This is a genomic window from Streptomyces sp. NBC_00483, assembly GCF_036013745.1.
Taxonomy (GTDB): Bacteria; Actinomycetota; Actinomycetes; order Streptomycetales; family Streptomycetaceae; genus Streptomyces.
Genome location: NZ_CP107880.1, coordinates 4,866,475 through 4,883,946 on the forward strand (window position 1 = coordinate 4,866,475; position 17,472 = coordinate 4,883,946).

At 69.0% G+C, this 17,472-nt stretch carries 16 protein-coding genes; 4 read left to right on the forward strand and 12 right to left on the reverse strand.

Annotation, left to right across the window (positions count from 1 at the left end):
- Nucleotides 1–35: 35 nt before the first annotated feature.
- Nucleotides 36–575, reverse strand: coding sequence for a YbjN domain-containing protein (locus tag OHA73_RS21670; protein WP_266711693.1), 540 nt, complete (start codon nucleotides 573–575; stop codon nucleotides 36–38).
- Between the two features lie 105 nt (nucleotides 576–680).
- On the reverse strand, nucleotides 681–3,278 hold the full coding sequence (gene clpB, locus OHA73_RS21675) for an ATP-dependent chaperone ClpB (RefSeq protein ID WP_327658500.1): 2,598 nt from the start codon (nucleotides 3,276–3,278) through the stop codon (nucleotides 681–683).
- Nucleotides 3,279–3,405: 127 nt separating this feature from the next.
- Between clpB and OHA73_RS21680 the strand changes: the two genes are divergently transcribed.
- Nucleotides 3,406–3,819 (forward strand): pyridoxamine 5'-phosphate oxidase family protein, encoded by a 414-nt coding sequence (locus OHA73_RS21680; RefSeq protein WP_327655893.1) that lies wholly within the window; start codon nucleotides 3,406–3,408, stop codon nucleotides 3,817–3,819.
- Between the two features lie 118 nt (nucleotides 3,820–3,937).
- Here the strand turns inward: OHA73_RS21680 and OHA73_RS21685 are convergent, their stop codons facing one another.
- Nucleotides 3,938–4,282, reverse strand: a complete 345-nt coding sequence (locus tag OHA73_RS21685; protein WP_266711699.1) for a hypothetical protein — start codon at nucleotides 4,280–4,282, stop codon at nucleotides 3,938–3,940.
- Nucleotides 4,279–4,479, reverse strand: a complete 201-nt coding sequence (locus OHA73_RS21690) for a hypothetical protein (RefSeq protein WP_327655894.1) — start codon at nucleotides 4,477–4,479, stop codon at nucleotides 4,279–4,281. The genes OHA73_RS21685 and OHA73_RS21690 overlap by 4 nt, the downstream gene beginning before the upstream one ends.
- A 128-nt stretch (nucleotides 4,480–4,607) precedes the next feature.
- Here OHA73_RS21690 and OHA73_RS21695 point away from each other — a divergent pair, with 128 nt between their 5' ends.
- Complete coding sequence (locus OHA73_RS21695) at nucleotides 4,608–5,591, forward strand: helix-turn-helix transcriptional regulator (RefSeq protein ID WP_327655895.1); 984 nt, start codon at nucleotides 4,608–4,610, stop codon at nucleotides 5,589–5,591.
- Entirely contained in the window at nucleotides 5,588–6,589 is a 1,002-nt protein-coding gene (locus tag OHA73_RS21700; RefSeq protein ID WP_327655896.1) for a helix-turn-helix transcriptional regulator, read from the forward strand. The genes OHA73_RS21695 and OHA73_RS21700 overlap by 4 nt, the downstream gene beginning before the upstream one ends.
- A gap of 17 nt (nucleotides 6,590–6,606) precedes the next feature.
- Here OHA73_RS21700 and OHA73_RS21705 read toward each other — a convergent pair whose 3' ends face one another.
- The 8 genes from OHA73_RS21705 to OHA73_RS21740 form a co-directional block, all read right to left on the reverse strand.
- Nucleotides 6,607–7,731: a sugar ABC transporter substrate-binding protein gene (locus OHA73_RS21705; RefSeq protein ID WP_266711707.1), complete on the reverse strand. Its 1,125-nt coding sequence runs from the start codon at nucleotides 7,729–7,731 to the stop codon at nucleotides 6,607–6,609.
- A 223-nt stretch (nucleotides 7,732–7,954) separates the two neighbouring features.
- Nucleotides 7,955–8,476: a GNAT family N-acetyltransferase gene (locus OHA73_RS21710; protein WP_327655897.1), complete on the reverse strand. Its 522-nt coding sequence runs from the start codon at nucleotides 8,474–8,476 to the stop codon at nucleotides 7,955–7,957.
- Between the two features lie 71 nt (nucleotides 8,477–8,547).
- Nucleotides 8,548–9,009 (reverse strand): heat shock protein transcriptional repressor HspR, encoded by a 462-nt coding sequence (locus tag OHA73_RS21715; RefSeq protein ID WP_266711711.1) that lies wholly within the window; start codon nucleotides 9,007–9,009, stop codon nucleotides 8,548–8,550.
- Nucleotides 9,010–9,014: 5 nt separating this feature from the next.
- Nucleotides 9,015–10,202 (reverse strand): molecular chaperone DnaJ, encoded by a 1,188-nt coding sequence (gene dnaJ, locus OHA73_RS21720; RefSeq protein ID WP_266711713.1) that lies wholly within the window; start codon nucleotides 10,200–10,202, stop codon nucleotides 9,015–9,017.
- 48 nt (nucleotides 10,203–10,250) lie between these two features.
- Entirely contained in the window at nucleotides 10,251–10,925 is a 675-nt protein-coding gene (gene grpE / locus OHA73_RS21725; RefSeq protein WP_327655898.1) for a nucleotide exchange factor GrpE, read from the reverse strand.
- A complete protein-coding gene (dnaK, locus tag OHA73_RS21730) occupies nucleotides 10,922–12,781 on the reverse strand; it encodes a molecular chaperone DnaK (protein WP_266711717.1) in 1,860 nt (619 codons plus the stop codon). Before dnaK ends, grpE begins: the two co-directional genes overlap by 4 nt.
- Nucleotides 12,782–12,962: 181 nt before the next feature.
- Nucleotides 12,963–13,991 carry a glycosyltransferase family 4 protein gene (locus OHA73_RS21735; protein WP_327655899.1) on the reverse strand — a complete coding sequence of 343 codons (1,029 nt, stop codon included), beginning with the start codon at nucleotides 13,989–13,991 and terminating at the stop codon, nucleotides 12,963–12,965.
- 2 nt (nucleotides 13,992–13,993) lie between these two features.
- The gene (locus OHA73_RS21740; protein WP_327655900.1) at nucleotides 13,994–14,839 is read right to left on the reverse strand and encodes an NAD-dependent epimerase/dehydratase family protein; all 846 of its coding nucleotides are present in this window, start codon (nucleotides 14,837–14,839) and stop codon (nucleotides 13,994–13,996) included.
- 197 nt (nucleotides 14,840–15,036) lie between these two features.
- Between OHA73_RS21740 and OHA73_RS21745 the strand changes: the two genes are divergently transcribed.
- A complete protein-coding gene (locus OHA73_RS21745) occupies nucleotides 15,037–17,319 on the forward strand; it encodes a (Fe-S)-binding protein (protein WP_327655901.1) in 2,283 nt (760 codons plus the stop codon).
- Nucleotides 17,320–17,472 lie beyond the last annotated feature (153 nt).

Genomic DNA, 17,472 nt, shown 5'->3' on the forward strand with positions numbered 1-17,472 from the left:
GCTCTCACGCAAAACTCACGCGGACGCACTCGGACTCACTGGGAGTCGTCGCCGTCCTCCGGCTTCTCCGCGGAGTCGACGTCGGCCTCCAGGCCGAGCTGCTCCACCAGCCACCGGTCGAACTCGATCGCGGCGCGCACCCAGCTGACCGTCGACGACACGAAGTGCTCGAGCGCGACCCCGGTGCCGATCAGCATCTGCGCCTCGCCGATGAGGCGGACGGTGCCGTCGTCGTGGGTGTGGCTGTAGACCTTCGGCCACAGGGTGCGGCGGTTCCAGTCGTCGATCGACTCGAGCAGCTGCGGCTTGATCTCGATGCCGTGCGGCCGGTCGTAGAACGTCCGCACCGAGAAGACCTGCTGGTCGTCCTCGCCGCGGAACATGAAGTACGTACGGAACTCCTCCCACGGCGCCGCGAGGTCACCCTCCTCGTCGGTGACGTACTTGAGCTCCATCTGCTCCAGAAGCTGCTTGACCAGGTCCTGGTCGGGAACGACGGGACCGGCCGGTCCCGCTCCCTCTTGCGGGTCGGGCTGTCCCCCGAAATTGGGAATCGAGGACGGGTCGATGCTCACTTGCTTGGTCCCTTCGTATGGATGCCGCCATCCTCTCCCACCGAGGCCCCCCAAGGGCAAGCCCGCGCCCCTTCGCAGGGGCGCGGGCGTTTCGCGGCGGGCGGACTACAGCGTCTTCCCCGTCGCCGGCCCCACGGTCAACCCGTCGCCGAACGCGTCGACGCGGACCGTGTCGCCGTCCTTGACCTCGCCGGAGAGGATCTCCTTGGCGAGGCGGTCGCCGATGGCGGTTTGGATCAGGCGGCGCAGGGGGCGGGCGCCGTAGGCCGGGTCGTTGCCCTCGTCGGCGAGCCAGGCCAGGGCCTCGTCGGAGACGTCCAGGGTGAGGCGGCGGTCGGCGAGGCGCTTCGCGAGGCGGTTCAGCTGGAGGCGGGCGATGCGGGAGAGCTCGTCCTTGTCCAGGGCCGAGAAGACCACCAGGTCGTCGAGGCGGTTGAGGAATTCGGGCTTGAAGGACGCCCGGACGACTTCGAGGACTTGTTGCTTCTTCTCTTCCGCCGAGGTGAGCGGTTCGACCAGGTACTGGCTGCCCAGGTTCGACGTCAGGACGAGGATCGTGTTGCGGAAGTCGACCGTGTGGCCCTGGCCGTCGGTGAGGCGGCCGTCGTCGAGGACCTGGAGGAGGATGTCGAAGACCTCGGGGTGGGCCTTCTCGACCTCGTCCAGGAGGACGACGGAGTACGGGCGGCGGCGGACCGCCTCGGTGAGCTGGCCGCCCTCCTCGTAGCCGACGTAGCCGGGCGGGGCGCCGACCAGGCGGGCGACGCTGTGCTTCTCGCCGTACTCCGACATGTCGATGCGGATCATGGCCCGCTCGTCGTCGAAGAGGAAGTCGGCGAGGGCCTTGGCGAGTTCGGTCTTGCCGACGCCCGTCGGGCCGAGGAAGAGGAAGGAGCCGGTGGGGCGGTCGGGGTCGGCGATGCCGGCGCGGGTGCGGCGGACCGCGTCGGAGACCGCGCGGACCGCTTCGGTCTGGCCGATGAGGCGCTTGCCGAGCTCGTCCTCCATGCGCAGGAGCTTCTGCGTCTCGCCCTCCAGGAGGCGTCCTGCCGGGATGCCGGTCCAGGAGGCGACGACGTCGGCGATGTCGTCGGGGCCGACCTCGTCCTTGACCATGGTGTCCTTGGAGACTTCCTCCTCGGCCTCGGACGCTTCCTCCAGGTCGCGTTCGAGCGTCGGGATCTCGCCGTAGAGGAGCTTGCTCGCGGTGTCGAAGTCGCCGTCGCGCTGGGCCCGTTCGGCCTGGCCGCGCAGTTCGTCGAGCTTCTCCTTCAGTTCACCGACGCGGTTGAGGGACTCCTTCTCCTTCTCCCAGCGTGCGGTGAGTCCGCGCAGCTCCTCCTCCTTGTCGGCGAGGTCGCGGCGGAGCTTGTCCAGGCGGTCGCGGGAGGCCGGGTCGGTCTCCTTGGCGAGGGCCATCTCCTCCATCTTCAACCGGTCGACCGAGCGCTGGAGTTCGTCGATCTCCAGGGGCGAGGAGTCGATCTCCATGCGGAGCCGGGAGGCCGCCTCGTCGACGAGGTCGATGGCCTTGTCGGGGAGGAAGCGGGAGGTGATGTAGCGGTCGGAGAGCGTCGAGGCCGCGACGAGGGCGCTGTCGTTGATCTGGACCTTGTGGTGGGCCTCGTAGCGGCCCTTGAGGCCACGGAGGATCGCGATGGAGTCCTCCACGGAGGGCTCCGCCACCAGGACCTGCTGGAAGCGGCGCTCCAGGGCCGGGTCCTTCTCGATGCGTTCGCGGTACTCGTCGAGCGTGGTCGCGCCGACCATGCGCAGTTCGCCGCGGGCGAGCATCGGCTTGAGCATGTTGCCCGCGTCCATGGCGGAGTCGCCGCCGGCGCCCGCGCCGACGACGGTGTGCAGCTCGTCGATGAACGTGATGATCTGGCCGTCGCTCTCCTTGATCTCGGAGAGGACGGTCTTGAGGCGCTCCTCGAACTCGCCGCGGTACTTGGCGCCCGCGACCATCGCGCCGAGGTCGAGCGAGACGAGCCGCTTGTCCTTGAGGGACTCCGGTACGTCGCCCTTGATGATGCGCTGGGCGAGGCCTTCGACGACGGCCGTCTTTCCGACGCCGGGTTCGCCGATGAGCACCGGGTTGTTCTTGGTGCGGCGGGACAGGACCTGGACGACGCGGCGGATCTCCTGGTCGCGGCCGATGACCGGGTCGAGCTTGCCCTCGCGGGCCGCCGCCGTGAAGTCCGTACCGAACTTCTCCAGCGCCTTGTAGGACCCTTCGGGGTCGGGTGTGGTCACCCGGCGCCCTCCCCTGCTCTTGGTGAATGCGTCGACCAGCTTCTTCGCGCCGGCCCCGTTCTGTGTCAGTACGTCGGCGGCGGCGCCGCCCTTGGCCGCGATGCCGATGAGCAGGTGTTCCGTGGAGAGGTAGTCGTCGCCGAGGTCCTTGGCGCGCTCGGACGCGTCGGCGATGACGGCGAGCAGGTCGCGGTTGGGCTGGGGCGGCGCGACGGTGGATCCCGTCACGCTGGGCAGCGAGGCCAGTACCCGCTCGGCGCCCGCCCGCACCTGCGCCTGGTCGGCGTCGACCGCGGCGAGGAGGTCGGTGATGTTCTCGTTGTCCTGGCCCTCCAGCAGGGCCAGGAGCAGGTGGGCCGGGGTCAGATCCGGGTGGCCCCCGGACACGGCCCGGCTGCTTGCCGCGTTGATCGCGTCGCGGCTCCGGTTCGTCAGCTCGGCGTCCACGTGCCTGCTCTCCTCCATGCGCTAGGGAAACTCACTCTGACTCATCGAACGTGCACAAAGTTGAGTCTATTCCACTCAAGGGCGTCCAGGGAAAGGGCCCGGTCCCCTCTGGGATAGGTTCCCGTTCATGGCCAAGCGCATCGACCTCGACGCCCCCGGATCCGCCTTCCTCGACTTCTGGCGCGAACGGCACCTGTGCACCCTGACGACGCTGCGCGCGAACGGCACGCCCCATGTGGTCCCGGTCGGGGTGACGTACGACGCCGAGGCGCGGGTCGCCCGCATCATCACGGGCAAGTCCACAAGGAAGGCCGCCCATGTCGTCGAGGGGTCGGGGTTCGCCGCGGTGTGCCAGGTCGACGGCCGGTGGTGGGCCACGCTGGAGGGGCGGGCGACGGTGCACACCGACCCGGAGCGCGTCGCGGACGCCGAGCGCCGCTATGCCGAGCGCTACTCGCGCGCGCCCCGTCCGAACCCGGACCGGGTGGTCATCGAGATAGCGGTGGGCCGGGCCACGGCGAACGTCCCCGACCCCGCGTAGCCCCCGGCCGCAATACGCCCCCGTACACAACTACAGCGGCGCCACCGTGTCAGGTTCACGGTGGCGCCGCTGCAGGGGGGGGAAGCACCTGCGCGATTACAACGACGGGGGCATCGCGTCAGGCACTGCGGGGGGTGGCTGTGGAGCGTGGGTGGGACTGCGAGGGCTCGGGTCCTGCCTCGCCGACCAGTTCATGGTCCCGCTGGTCGAGGTTCACAAAGATCATTCCGTACCGGACGACCGTACGTACCGGCTGTGGGGCGCCGCGCGGTCGGCGCAGGCACCGGTAGGCCCGGATGTCGTCGCCCTCGCGGACCACGATGATGGGCTCTCCGAACAGGGTGACCATGAGGGAGTCACCGTCGCTCGGAATCGCGGTCACGAGGTCGATGGTGTGCCAACCGGAGCGGTAGGCGATCGCCATCTCCCGGCGTAACGACCGGTCGTCGGGCGGGGTGATCATGCGCCGCCGCCTCCGGTCACGGGAGCGACTCCCCACGCGACGTCGTCGGCGCCGGCCACGGTTGTGACGCTCTGCGTACCGACCTGATCAGAGCCCCAGGCGACATCGCCAGGCGTGGCGGCACCGGCGGTGCCGAGCGCCAGCGCAACAGCCGCGACCGCCGCGCCGAGCACTGAGCGAAGCATTCTCTTACTCATGTCGGCTTCGTCCTTACTTGATGGCTTCTTCTCCCCCGCACCACAGACGATGACTCATTCGGGCACATGGAAACCACAGCGGCGATGCATCATGTTCCTGCACGTTCAGGACCCTGGGGGGTGGAGATTTGCCAACGAGCAACCCAAAAGCGACACATCCTCATCCGGTCACTGAGCTGTGCCCGGAGGGAGAGCGCCTTTACGCCAGAGCGCTGAGCGCCGGCCGTGTCGCGCGCGCCGAGATCAAGTCAGCTCCCTGCCTGCTGGAATTCGCGCTCCTGCACCCGGATCCAGATGACGCGGACTGGCTCCGTCCGGTTCCGCCCTCGGTCGTACTGTCCCAGCGGTTGCAGCCCATAGAGCGGGAAATCCACGAACGACGGGAGCTGTCCGGTGAACTCACCGCTGCTTTCCAGCCGTTCATGGCCATCAGTGCCCAGATGCCCGCGACGACGCACGCCATCACCGTGCTGGAGGGCGGCGGCCGGATCAAGGCGGCGCTCGACAAGGCCATCGCCGAGAGCCGCACGGAAGTGCTGACCGTGCAGCCGGGGGGCGGTCGCAGCGAGCATCTGCTGATCGAGGCCCTGGAACGCAGCCGGCCCCTCATCGAGCGCGGCATATCGATGCGCACGCTGTATCAGCACACGGTCCGATACAGCCAGAACACCTTCGCGTACATGGACAAGATGGCGGGTGCCAGGGTAGAGATCAGGACGCTCGAGGAACTCATCGAGCGGCTCATCATCTGCGATCACGACGTAGCGTTCATCCCGGCCGAGGCCGGCGACAGCATGGCCCTCGAGCTGCGCCACCCCGGCCTCGTGCAGTACCTGATCAATGTCTTCGACCACATGTGGCGGCGCGCCACCCCGCTGCAGGAAGACGTCCCGTACGAGTCGACTCCCGAAGGAATCACCGGTGTTCAGCGCTCCATCGCCAAACTGCTCATCGAAGGGCATGTCGACGAGGCCATCGCCCGTCGGCTCGGCATGAACGTGCGCACCTGCCGCGCCCACATAGCGAAGATCGCCGCGGCGCTCGGCAGCGGCAGCCGGGCCCAACTCGGCTATCTGATCGCCCAGTCCGGCATGCTGGAGCAGGATTCGTGACGACCGAATCGCACACCGGGCGCCAGGTGGACTCCCATGGCCATGGCGCGGAGGAGCTGTGCCAGGAGGGCTCGGAGCTGTACGCCCGTGCGCTGCGCGAGGGCCGTGTCCACAAGCGTGACACCGAACCGGCGCCCTGCCTGCTGCGCTTCGGCCTCCTCGTGCCCGCCGACGACGATCCGACGACGCTGAGACCGGTGGCCCCCGCGGTCGCCCTGCCGCGCCTCCTCGGCTCGTACGAGGAGGAGATCGTCCGGCAGAGACGGCGCAGTTCGCGCCTGGCCGACCAGTTCGCCCCGCTGATCGCTCTGGAGACGCAGCGCGCCTCGATCCCCAGTACGCCCATGTTCCGGGTCCTGATGGGGTTCCGGCGGATCAACGAGGCGATCGACGAGGCCGCGGGCGAGGCCTCCCAGGAGCTCCTGACCATCCAGCCGGGCGGCCGGCGTCCCCCGCGAGGGCTCGCGGCGGCGCTCCCCCGGGAGCAGGCCCTCCTCACCGGCGGTGGCCGGATGCGCACGCTGTACCAGCACACGGCCCGGCACTCCCCCGCCGTCATGGCGCACTACGAACAGCTCATCGGCGACGTCCAGGTCCGCACGCTCGACGAGGTCACCGAGCGGCTCGTCATGCTGGACCGCACGGTCGCCTTCATCCCCGCGAACCGCGACCGCACGGTGGCCCTCGAGGTCCGCCACCCGGCCCTGATCAGCTATCTCGCCACGACCTTCGAACGCCTGTGGCAGCTGGCCACGCCGATGTACCCGCAGGCGGCGGTCGAGGAGCCGGCCTCGGACGGCGTCACGACGCGTCAGCGCACCATCGCGACGCTGCTCATCGAGGGCCACACGGACGCGGTGATCGCGGAGCGGCTCGGCATGAACGTCCGCACCGTCCGCGTGCACATCGCGAAGCTCGCGGCGACGCTGGGCAGCGACAGCAGGGCCCAACTGGGCTATCTGATCGGCCAGTCGGGCATCCTGGAGGACGCGGACTAGCCAGCCACCCACACCGGCTACTTCAACCCCGCCTCCGCGCAAGCCTGTGCGTACTTCGCCGTGCAGATCTGCGACACCTTGAAGATCTTGTCCTTGACGACGGTGCTCTTGATGTTGTCCTTGGTGAGCGCGACGACGCTGACGCTCGCCGTCCTGATCTGCTTGGTGGTCGGGCTGTCGGTGCGGTCCATCGCCAGCGCCTCGAACTCGATGTCGCGCCCCTGCGAGATCCGCACGGCCATCTCGGCGGCGGTCTCCGCCTCGTCCGGGTACGGCTTGTAGACGCTCATGTACTGCTCGCCGTCCAGGATCCGCTGCACGGCGGCGAGTTCGGCGTCCTGGCCGGTGATCGGCGGCATGTCGCGGACGCCGACCTCCTTCAGGGCCTGGATCACGCCGCCGGCCATCCCGTCGTTGGCGACGTACACGCCCGCGATGTTGTCCGCGCCGAGCGCGTTGACGGCCTGCTCCATGTTGGCCTTGGCGTTGGACGGCTTCCAGCCCGCGGTGTCGTACGACTTCGCGACGGTCACGGCGTTGCCGAGTTCCACGCGGGCGGCGGCCTTGAACTGCGCGGCGTTGGGGTCGCTGGGCGAGCCGTTGATCATCACGACCTTGTCGCGCTTGGTGGCCTTGGTCCCGCCGAGTGCGGAGATCAGCGCCTTGCCCTGGGTCTGTCCGACGAGCTCGTTGTCGAAGCCGACGTAGGCGTCCACGGGCCCCTCCGCGAGCCGGTCGTACGCGATGACGTGGATGCCCGCGTCCTTCGCCTTGCGCACGGCCGGGGCGATGTCCTTGGCGTCCACGGCGTCGACGACGATCGTGTCGACCTTCGCGGCGATCATCTCCTGCAGCTGCTTGCGCTGGAGGGCCGCGTTCTGCTTGGCATTGGCGTAGACCAGCTCCCCCTTGCCGGACGTCAGCTTCGCCACCTGACGCTCGAATATGGGGTGGTCGAACTTCTCGTAGCGAGCGGTCTCCTTCTCCGGAAGCAGCAGACCGATCTTGACATCGTTGCCCTTGGTGGTGGACGCGCTGGGCCCGCTGTCGCCGCCCGGCAGCACGCCGCCGCAGGCCGAGAGCGAGGCGACCAGGACGGATGCGGCGCCGGCCATGGCGGCGCAACGCATACGCGTGTTCATGTGCGGATACCTCCCTGACGTGGCCGCGACGGTGCGGCCGAGGTGGCTCGAAGCCAACTCGCCCGCCCACTGACCGTCAAGAGGTGAAGCCACACCGCAACGAAAACGGGTCCATTACTTCTTCACATGAAGCCGAAGACGGCGAATACCGGACACCTTCGCAAGGTGTTCAAGACCTTCACAGGAAACTCAAAGGCGACTCTCGAATCTCAGGCCTCGAGTCTCAGCCCTCGAACTCCGTCAGGTCGATCGCGTACAGCATGCAGCCCTCCACCCGGCCGGGCAGCGGCGCCATCCCCAGCTTGTGGAGAACCTTCTCCGAGGAGGTGTCGCCCTCCGCGGTGACCGCGACGACCCGGTCGATGCCCCGGTCCTGAAGCGCGAACTCCAGCGTCGCCTGCGCCGCCTCCGAGGCGTACCCCTGGCCCCAGAACTGTCGCGCGAGCCGCCACTGGATGCCGATCTGGCCCGCCACCTGCTCCGGGGCGTCCGGCACGTACAGGCCGACGGCGCCCGCCAGCTCGCCGGGGCCGAGGAGTTCCACGGCGAAGACCCCGAAGCCCTCGTCGTCCCACTCCTCCTCCCAGCGCTCGATGTCCTCGGCGGTCTCGTCGAGGGAGCGGAGGGAGCCGTCGCCGACACGGCTCATCACGGCAGGGTCGGCCTGGATCTCGGCGAGCGGGGCGAGGTCGTCGTCCGGCTGCCAGCGGCGCAGGAGGAGGCGGGGGGTGCGGATCTCGGTCATGGCTCCATCCTGCGGCATACGAAAGGGCCCCGGTGACAACGCCTCCGGGGCCCTTCACGCATGAGTGCGGACTACTGCTCGGACGACCGCTTCGGCCGCCACACCACCAGCGCGCTCGTCTGCTGGACCTCCTGGTACGGGACCAGGTCCCGCCGGTAGGAGGCGTGCACCGCCGCCTCGCGCTGCTGGATCGCGGAGGCCGCGCTCTCCACTGCCGAGGAGAGCTCGGCCACGCGGGACTGCAGCGCGGCGACCTGGTTCTCCAGCTCGATGATGCGCTTGATGCCGGCCAGGTTGATGCCCTCTGCCTGCGACAACTGCTGCACCGCACGGAGCAGTTCGATGTCGCGGGCCGAGTAGCGCCGGCCGCGCCCGGCCGTGCGGTCGGGCGAGACCAGGCCGAGGCGGTCGTACTGGCGCAGGGTCTGTGGATGCAGGCCGGACAGCTGTGCCGCCACCGAAATGACGTACACCGGCGTTTCGTCGGTCAGTTCGTACGGGTTGTGGCGCCGACGGCCGGGCTGCCCGTCCATCACATTCACGCTCCCTTCGCGGCCTTGAACAGTTCTGCCCGCACGTCGGTGTCCTCAGTCGCCTTGCGGTACGACTCGAGGGCGCTGCGGGCGTCCTCCGAAAGGTCCTTGGGGACGGCCACCTCGACCGTCACCAGCAGATCCCCGCGCGTGCCGTCCTTGCGGACGGCGCCCTTGCCGCGGGCCCGCATCGTCCGCCCGTTCGGCGTGCCCGGGGGCAGCTTCAGGGTGACCGGCGGGCCGCCGAGCGTGGGCACCTTGACCTCGGCGCCGAGCGTCGCCTCGGTGAACGTCACCGGGACGGTGACGGTGAGGTTGTCGCCCTTGCGGCCGAAGACCGGGTGCGCGTCGACGTGCACGACGACGTACAGATCGCCCCCGGGGCCGCCCCGTTCACCGGGAGCGCCCTTGCCGCGGAGCCGGATGCGCTGGCCGTCCGAGACCCCCGCGGGGATCCTGACCTGCATGGTGCGGGAGGACTTGGCCCGCCCACTGCCCTTGCAGGCATCGCACGGCGTCTCGGCGATCAGGCCGCGGCCCTTGCAGTCCACGCACGGGTCGGTGAGGGAGAAGCCGCCACCGCCGCCCCGCGAGACCTGTCCGGTGCCGACGCAGGTCGGGCACACGCGCGGTGTGCCGTTCGCGTCGCCGGTGCCGGAGCACGCCTTGCAGGGAGCCTGGGACGACATGCGCAGCGGGACCGTGGCCCCGTCCACCGCCTCGGTGAAGCTCAGCGTCACCTCGGACTCGATGTCCTGGCCACGGCGCGGCTGAGTACGGGTACCCGTACCCGCGCCGCCCCGGTTGAACAGGCCACCGAACACATCGCCGATGCCGCCGCCGAAGCCGCCCGGACCGCCCTGGCCCTGGGCGCCGCCTCCGAAGAGGTCGCCCAGGTCGAAGTTGAACGAGCCGCCCGCCCCCGCACCGCCGGGTCCCGGACGGAACCCGCCGCTGCCGAACAGGGCGCGCGCCTCGTCGTACTCCTTGCGCTTCTTGGGGTCACCGAGGATGTCGTTCGCCTCGGAGATCTCCTTGAAGCGCTCCTCCGCCTTGTCGTTGCCCTTGTTGGCGTCGGGGTGGTTCTCGCGGGCGAGCTTGCGGTACGCCTTCTTGATCTCGGCGTCGGTGGCGTCCTTCGGGACGCCGAGGACCTTGTAGTAGTCCTTCTCGATGAAGTCCTTGGTGCTCATCGGCCTCGACGTCCCTCCTCACTCACATCAATCAGTACGCGTACGACGTCAGCCCTCTTCCGGGCCACCGTTGTCCTTCTCGTCGCCCTTGGTCTCGGCCGACTCGGCAGCGTCCTCGGACTTGCCCTGCGCACCCGGCTGCGGCTCGGCCACGGCCACCCGCGCGGGGCGGATGGTGCGCTCGCCGATCCGGTAACCCGGCTGCAGGATCGCCACGCAGGTCGTCTCGGTGACGTCCGGCGCGTAGGAGTGCATCAGGGCCTCGTGCACGGTCGGGTCGAAGGGCTCGCCCTCCTTGCCGAACTGCTGAAGGCCCATCTTCGCGGCGACCGTCTCCGTGGATTCGGCCACCGACTTGAAGCCGCCGACGAGCTCGCCGTGCTCACGGGCACGGCCGATGTCGTCGAGAACGGGAAGCAGCTCGGTCAGGAGGTTCGCGACGGCGATCTCCTTGACCGTGACGCGGTCCCGCTCCACACGGCGCCGGTAGTTCTGGTACTCGGCCTGCAGGCGCTGGAGGTCCGCGGTGCGCTCGTTGAGCGCGGTACGCACCTGGTCCAGCTGTGCCGTCAGGGCAACATCCTGAGCAGAAGCTGAGTCCCCGGCCGGGGCCGCCCCCTCCGTGTCGGAGGGAGCGGCCTGCGGCTCGGCGTCGTCGGGGGTGGCGCCGGAGGGGACGTCAGGCTTCTCGTTCTCCTCGAAGCCCGGGGTCTCCTCCGTCACGCGGCACCGTCCTTGCGGTCCTTGTCCTCGTCGACGATCTCGGCGTCGACGACGTCGTCGTCGGCCTTGGCGTCACCCTGAGGAGCGTCACCCTGCGGGGCGTCACCGGCGGCCTGCGCGCCCTGGGCGTCGGCGTACATGGCCTGGCCCAGCTTCTGCGAGACGGCGGCGACCTTCTCGGTGGCGGTGCGGATCTCGGCCGAGTCCTCGCCCTTGAGCTTTTCCTTCAGCTCGGTGAGGGCTTCCTCGACCTCGGTCTTGACCTCGCCGGGGACCTTCTCCTCGTTGTCCTTGAGGAACTTCTCCGTCTGGTAGACGAGCTGCTCGCCCTGGTTGCGGGACTCGGCGGCCTCGCGGCGGGCGTGGTCCTCGTCCGCGTACTTCTCGGCCTCTTCGCGCATCCGGTTGACCTCGTCCTTCGGCAGCGAGGAGCCACCGGTGACGGTCATCTTCTGCTCCTTGCCCGTGCCGAGGTCCTTGGCCGTGACGTGCATGATGCCGTTGGCGTCGATGTCGAAGGCGACCTCGACCTGCGGGACACCACGCGGGGCCGGCGGCAGACCGGTCAGCTCGAACATACCGAGCTTCTTGTTGTACGCCGCGATCTCGCGCTCGCCCTGGTAGACCTGGATCTGCACCGACGGCTGGTTGTCCTCGGCCGTCGTGAAGATCTCCGAACGCTTCGTCGGGATCGTCGTGTTGCGCTCGATCAGCTTGGTCATGATGCCGCCCTTGGTCTCAATACCCAGGGACAGCGGGGTCACGTCGAGGAGCAGGACGTCCTTGACCTCACCCTTGAGGACACCGGCCTGCAGGGCGGCGCCGATGGCGACGACCTCGTCCGGGTTGACGCCCTTGTTGGCCTCGTTGCCCGCGGTCAGTTCCTTGACCAGCTCGGCGACGGCCGGCATACGGGTCGAACCACCGACGAGAACGACGTGGTCGATCTCGGACAGGTTGATGCCCGCGTCCTTGATGACGTTGTGGAACGGCGTCTTGCAGCGCTCCAGAAGGTCCGACGTGAGCTGCTGGAACTGGGCGCGCGTGAGCTTCTCGTCCAGGTGCAGCGGGCCCTCGGCGGACGCCGTGATGTACGGCAGGTTGATCGTGGTCTCCGTGGAGGAGGACAGCTCGATCTTCGCCTTCTCGGCGGCCTCGCGCAGGCGCTGAAGCGCCATCTTGTCCTTGCCCAGGTCCACGCCGTGGCCGTTGTTGAACTGCTTGACCAGGTAGTCGACGACGCGCTGGTCCCAGTCGTCACCGCCGAGCTGGTTGTCGCCGTTCGTGGCCTTCACCTCGACGACGCCGTCGCCGATCTCCAGGAGCGAGACGTCGAAGGTGCCGCCACCGAGGTCGAAGACCAGGATGGTCTGGTCGTCCTTGTCCAGGCCGTAGGCCAGGGCCGCGGACGTCGGCTCGTTGACGATGCGCAGGACGTTCATGCCCGCGATCTCGCCGGCTTCCTTCGTCGCCTGTCGCTCGGAGTCGTTGAAGTAGGCCGGGACGGTGATGACCGCGTCCGTGACCTTCTCGCCGAGGTAGGACTCCGCGTCGCGCTTCAGCTTCTGCAGGATGAACGCGGAGATCTGCTGCGGGTTGAAGTCCTTCCCGTCCAGGTCGATCTTCCAGTCGGTGCCCATGTGGCGCTTCACCGAGCGGATGGTCCGGTCCACGTTCGTGACCGCCTGGCGCTTCGCAACCTCGCCGACCAGCACTTCGCCGTTCTTCGCGAAAGCGACGACGGACGGCGTGGTCCTGGCGCCCTCGGCGTTCGCGATGACGGTGGGCTCACCGCCCTCCAGAACGCTGACGACGGAGTTAGTCGTGCCCAGGTCGATGCCGACCGCACGTGCCATTTCGATTCCTCCAGCTACCTACTTGAGTGGAACTGGCTCAAGACTGCAACACCCTCCCCCTCGGCGTCAACAGACCTGAGTCCCACCCACTCAAGTTTTATCCTGCCCTTATCGGCAGACCGCTGGAGACACAGCTCTGACCTGGGCTTTTGTGAAGTGTCGTGAGCTCGTACGGCGATGATTACGCTACGAGCGAGGCGTAGAGGCACTCGGTGCGCTCGGTCCAGGCGCCTTCCCCGTACCGCTTCGCGTACACCGCGCGGCAGTGCTCCCGCAGCGTCGGGAAGATCTTGGCGGCCACGTCGAGCGCGCCGGGAAGGTGGGCGTCCAGGGTGGTGACCGTACCCGTGCCCTCGGACCGCACGGCACGCGGCACCGCCGACGCTCCGGCCCCCTCGAAGGCCAGCACCGGCAGCCCCGCCGCGAGCGCCTCCGCGTACACGAGCGGCACCGCCCTGCGCGTCCCCCGCCCCGGCAGCACGATCCCCCGATATCCCGGAAGCGCCCGCCTGAGCTCCCCCCGCCCCACGGCCCCGCACATCCGCACCGACGCGGGCGCCGCCGCCCGGCACCGCCCCTCCAGCGGCCCGGCCCCGATCACATCGAGACGCTCACCCGCGGGCCAGCGGCGCAGCAGTTCGAGCACGCCCCGCTCCGGCGCGAGCGGCCCGACGCACACCCAGGCGGCACCAGACCCATTGGCCCCGTCTGCACCGCTGCCCCCGTCGACCCCACTCGCCCCGCCCGCCCCGACCTCCGGTTCCGCGACCGTGGGTACGAAGTCGGGCACCACGTCGAGGCGTTCCCGGGGCAGCCCGGCGCGCGCGCACGCGTCCCGGCTCGCCTCCGAGAGGACCACGAGGCGGTCGGCCCGCCGCAGCAGCGGATCCTGCCGCAGCCCGCCGCGCGGCGCCCACGGGAACTGCAGCGCGGCGAACCGGGAGCCACGGTGGGGCCCGTGCCGCAGGGTGGCGACCACCGGGCCCGTCCACTCGGTGACCCAGGCGCGGCCGAAGGCGGGGTACAGGTTGTGGACGTGCACGACGTCCGGGCCGAACGCCCGCAGGGTGGCGAGGGGGCCGCGGCCACGGCCGTTCGCCGCGACGAGGCGCACCTCGTGTCCTGCGCGGGTGAGCGCGGCGACCTGGTCGAGGACGGCCTCGTCCTCGCCGCCCGGGGCGCCGAAACCGTGGACGACGGCGATCCTCATGGTCAGACCCTGGCCTCGGCGGTCGTGACCACACCGAACGCGCCGCCCGCGTCGACAAGGGCCGCGTCCACGATGTCGAGCAGCCCCAACGCGGGCTCCCATCCGGTGAGTTCCCGCAGCGGCCCGGCGTCCGGACGGTGCGACTCCACCTCCTCGTACGCCGCCTCACAGGGAACGAAGCGGAGCGGGGAGGGGGAGCCGGAGCGTTCGACGATGACGCCCGCCAGGTCGGCGACGGCCGTCTCCTGCGTGCCGCAGACGTCGAAGGCGCGGCCGGCCGCGGCGGGCTCGGCGAGCAGCCGCAGCAGCGCGTCGACGGTGTCGGCGACGTGGGTGCAGCGCAGGCGCCGGGTGCCGTCGCCGTGGATGGTGAGCGGCAGGCCCGCGACCGCCCGTTCGGCGAGGCGCGGGAGGACGGCGCCGCGCGCGGGCGACTGGCGCGGTCCGACGGTGTCGTACAGATGGACCACGGTCACGTCCCCGTCGGGGGCCTCCCCCGCGGACTCCGTGGAGGCGAGGAGCAGGCTGCGGCCGTGCTGCCGGGCGGCCTCGGCGACGGGGCGAACTCCCTCGGTCGCCAGGTGGACCACCGCATCGCAGCGGCCCGCGAGTTCGGCGACGAGCCGGGCGTCGAGGGCCGAGCCGCGCACGAAGCGGAGCCGGGAATTGGGCCAGGCGGCGGCGAGGTTGGCGCGGTCGCCCGTGGAGAGGTCGTCGAGGACGACGACGGTGTGTCCTTCGGCAAGCAGCGCATCGGTGAGGTGCGAGCCGACGAAGCCCGCGCCACCGGTGACCAGGTATGTCAAAGGTGCGGTCATGGAGGGTGCGGTCGTCAACGGTGCGCTCATCCCCATAAGTTATTCCGTAATGTCCAAATATGGGGTGAATAACACGATCCGCTTTGGGGGCCCGCAATGATCCGCACAGGGGGACCTGCGCGACACAGATCACCAGCCTGGCGACTACATTGCGCACAGGTAAGTGGGTAGTCTCAGACGGACAACCTAAGTTACCGCTTAGTAACGCAGGCCCGAGGAGCCCCCAAATGCAACTCGCCGCGATCATCGTGTCGCTGGCCCTGATCGTCGTCGGCGTGGCTCTGTTCGTCCGAGCCATCGCGCAGATCTACCGCTACGTGCGGCTCGGCCAGAACGTCCCCGCGGGGACGCGTACCGACGAACCCGTGCAGCGCACCGTCACCGTGGTCAAGGAGTTCCTCGGCCACACCCGCATGAACAAGTGGGGCATCGTCGGCTTCGCGCACTGGTTCGTCGCCGTCGGCTTCTTCTCGCTCATCCTGACGATCGTGAACGCCATCGGCCAGCTGTTCCAGGCCGACTGGCTGCTGCCGATCATCGGCGAGTGGGCGCCGTACAACATCTTCGTCGAGTTCATCGGCCTGATGACGTCGCTGGGCATCCTCACGCTGATCGTGATCCGCCAGCTGTCGAAGCCGAACAAGGCGGGCCGCAAGTCCCGCTTCGCCGGCTCGAACTTCGGCCAGGCGTACTTCGTCGAGGCCGTCATCCTGATCATCGGCGTCTGCATCCTGGCGCTGCACGCCCTTGAGGCGACGATGCACGGGCTCGACCACTACGAGGCGTCGTTCTTCGTCACGTACCCGCTGGTCCTGGCCTTCAAGGGGCTGAGCCTCGGCGCGCTGCAGAACATCGTGTACTTCACCGCCATGGTGAAGATCGCGACCTCGTTCATCTGGATGATCACGGTCGCCCTGAAGACCGACATGGGTGTCGCCTGGCACCGCTTCCTGGCCTTCCCCAACATCTGGTTCAAGCGCGAGGCGGACGGCGACGTCGCGCTCGGCGGGCTTCAGCCGATGACCTCCAAGGGCGAGCCGATCGACTTCGAGGACCCGGGCGAGGACGACGTCTACGGCGTCTCCCAGGTCGAGCACTTCTCCTGGAAGGGCCTGCTCGACTTCTCCACCTGCACCGAGTGCGGCCGCTGCCAGTCGCAGTGCCCCGCCTGGAACACGGGCAAGCCGCTCTCCCCGAAGCTGCTGATCATGTCGCTGCGCGACCACGCGCACGCCAAGGCCCCCTACCTGCTCGCCGGTGGCGGCAAGGACATGGAGGGCAACGAGCGGGCCACCGAGGAGCAGCTGGCGAACGTGCCGGCCGCCGCCCTCGCGGAGGCCGAGCGCCCGCTGATCGGCACGCACGAAGAGAACGGCGTCATCGACCCGGACGTCCTGTGGTCCTGCACCACCTGCGGCGCCTGTGTCGAGCAGTGCCCGGTCGACATCGAGCACGTCGACCACATCGTCGACATGCGCCGCTACCAGGTGATGATCGAGAGCGCGTTCCCGTCCGAGGCGGGCACGATGCTCAAGAACCTGGAGAAGAAGGGCAACCCCTGGGGCCTGGCGAAGAAGCAGCGCCTGGAGTGGCTCAAGGAGCTCGACTTCGAGGTGCCGGTCGTCGGCAAGGACATCGAGGACCTCACCGAGGTCGAGTACCTCTACTGGGTCGGCTGCGCCGGCGCCCTGGAGGACCGGGCGAAGAAGACCACCAAGGCCTTCGCCGAGCTGCTCAACATCGCGGGCGTCAAGTTCGCGATCATGGGCGGCGACGAGAAGTGCACCGGTGACTCCGCCCGCCGCCTCGGCAACGAGCCGCTGTTCCAGCAGCTCGGCCAGGAGAACGTCATGTCGCTGAACATGGCCTTCGGCGAGGAGTACGACGAGGACGGCAAGGTCACCGAGGAGTCCAAGAAGCCCCGGACGGCCAAGAAGATCGTCGCGACCTGCCCGCACTGCCTCAACACGATCGGCAAGGAGTACCCGCAGATCGGTGGGGATTACGAGGTGATCCACCACACGCAGCTGCTCCAGCACCTGGTCGACGAGGGCAAGCTGACGCCGGTCACGCCGGTCGAGGGCATCATCACGTACCACGACCCGTGCTACCTGGGCCGTCACAACAAGATCTACTCCCCGCCGCGCGAGATCATCGCCAGTGTCCCGGGCATCCGCAACGAAGAGATGCACCGCCACAAGGAACGCGGCTTCTGCTGCGGCGCCGGTGGTGCGCGGATGTGGATGGAGGAGCGGATCGGCAAGCGCATCAACAACGAGCGTGTTGACGAAGCGCTTTCGCTGAACCCGGACATCGTCTCCACCGCCTGCCCGTTCTGCCTCGTCATGCTGACCGACTCGGTCAACGGCAAGAAGAACGATGGCAAGGCCAAGGAGTCCGTCACGGTCGTCGACGTGGCCCAGCTCCTGCTCGACTCCGTCAGGACGCCGGTCGACCCGGCGGGCGAGGCGGAGACCGAGGACGCGCCGGAGCCCGAGCCGGTGAAGTAACCATCTGAGCCGGTGAAGTAGTCACCTGCGTACGACCGAAGAGGGCACCCCGTTCACGACGGGGTGCCCTCTTCGCTTGTTCCGTCCCGTTCACTTGTTCTGTCCCGTACAACCATTCACCGGCCCCCAGCCGTCACACCAGCGGACCATCGA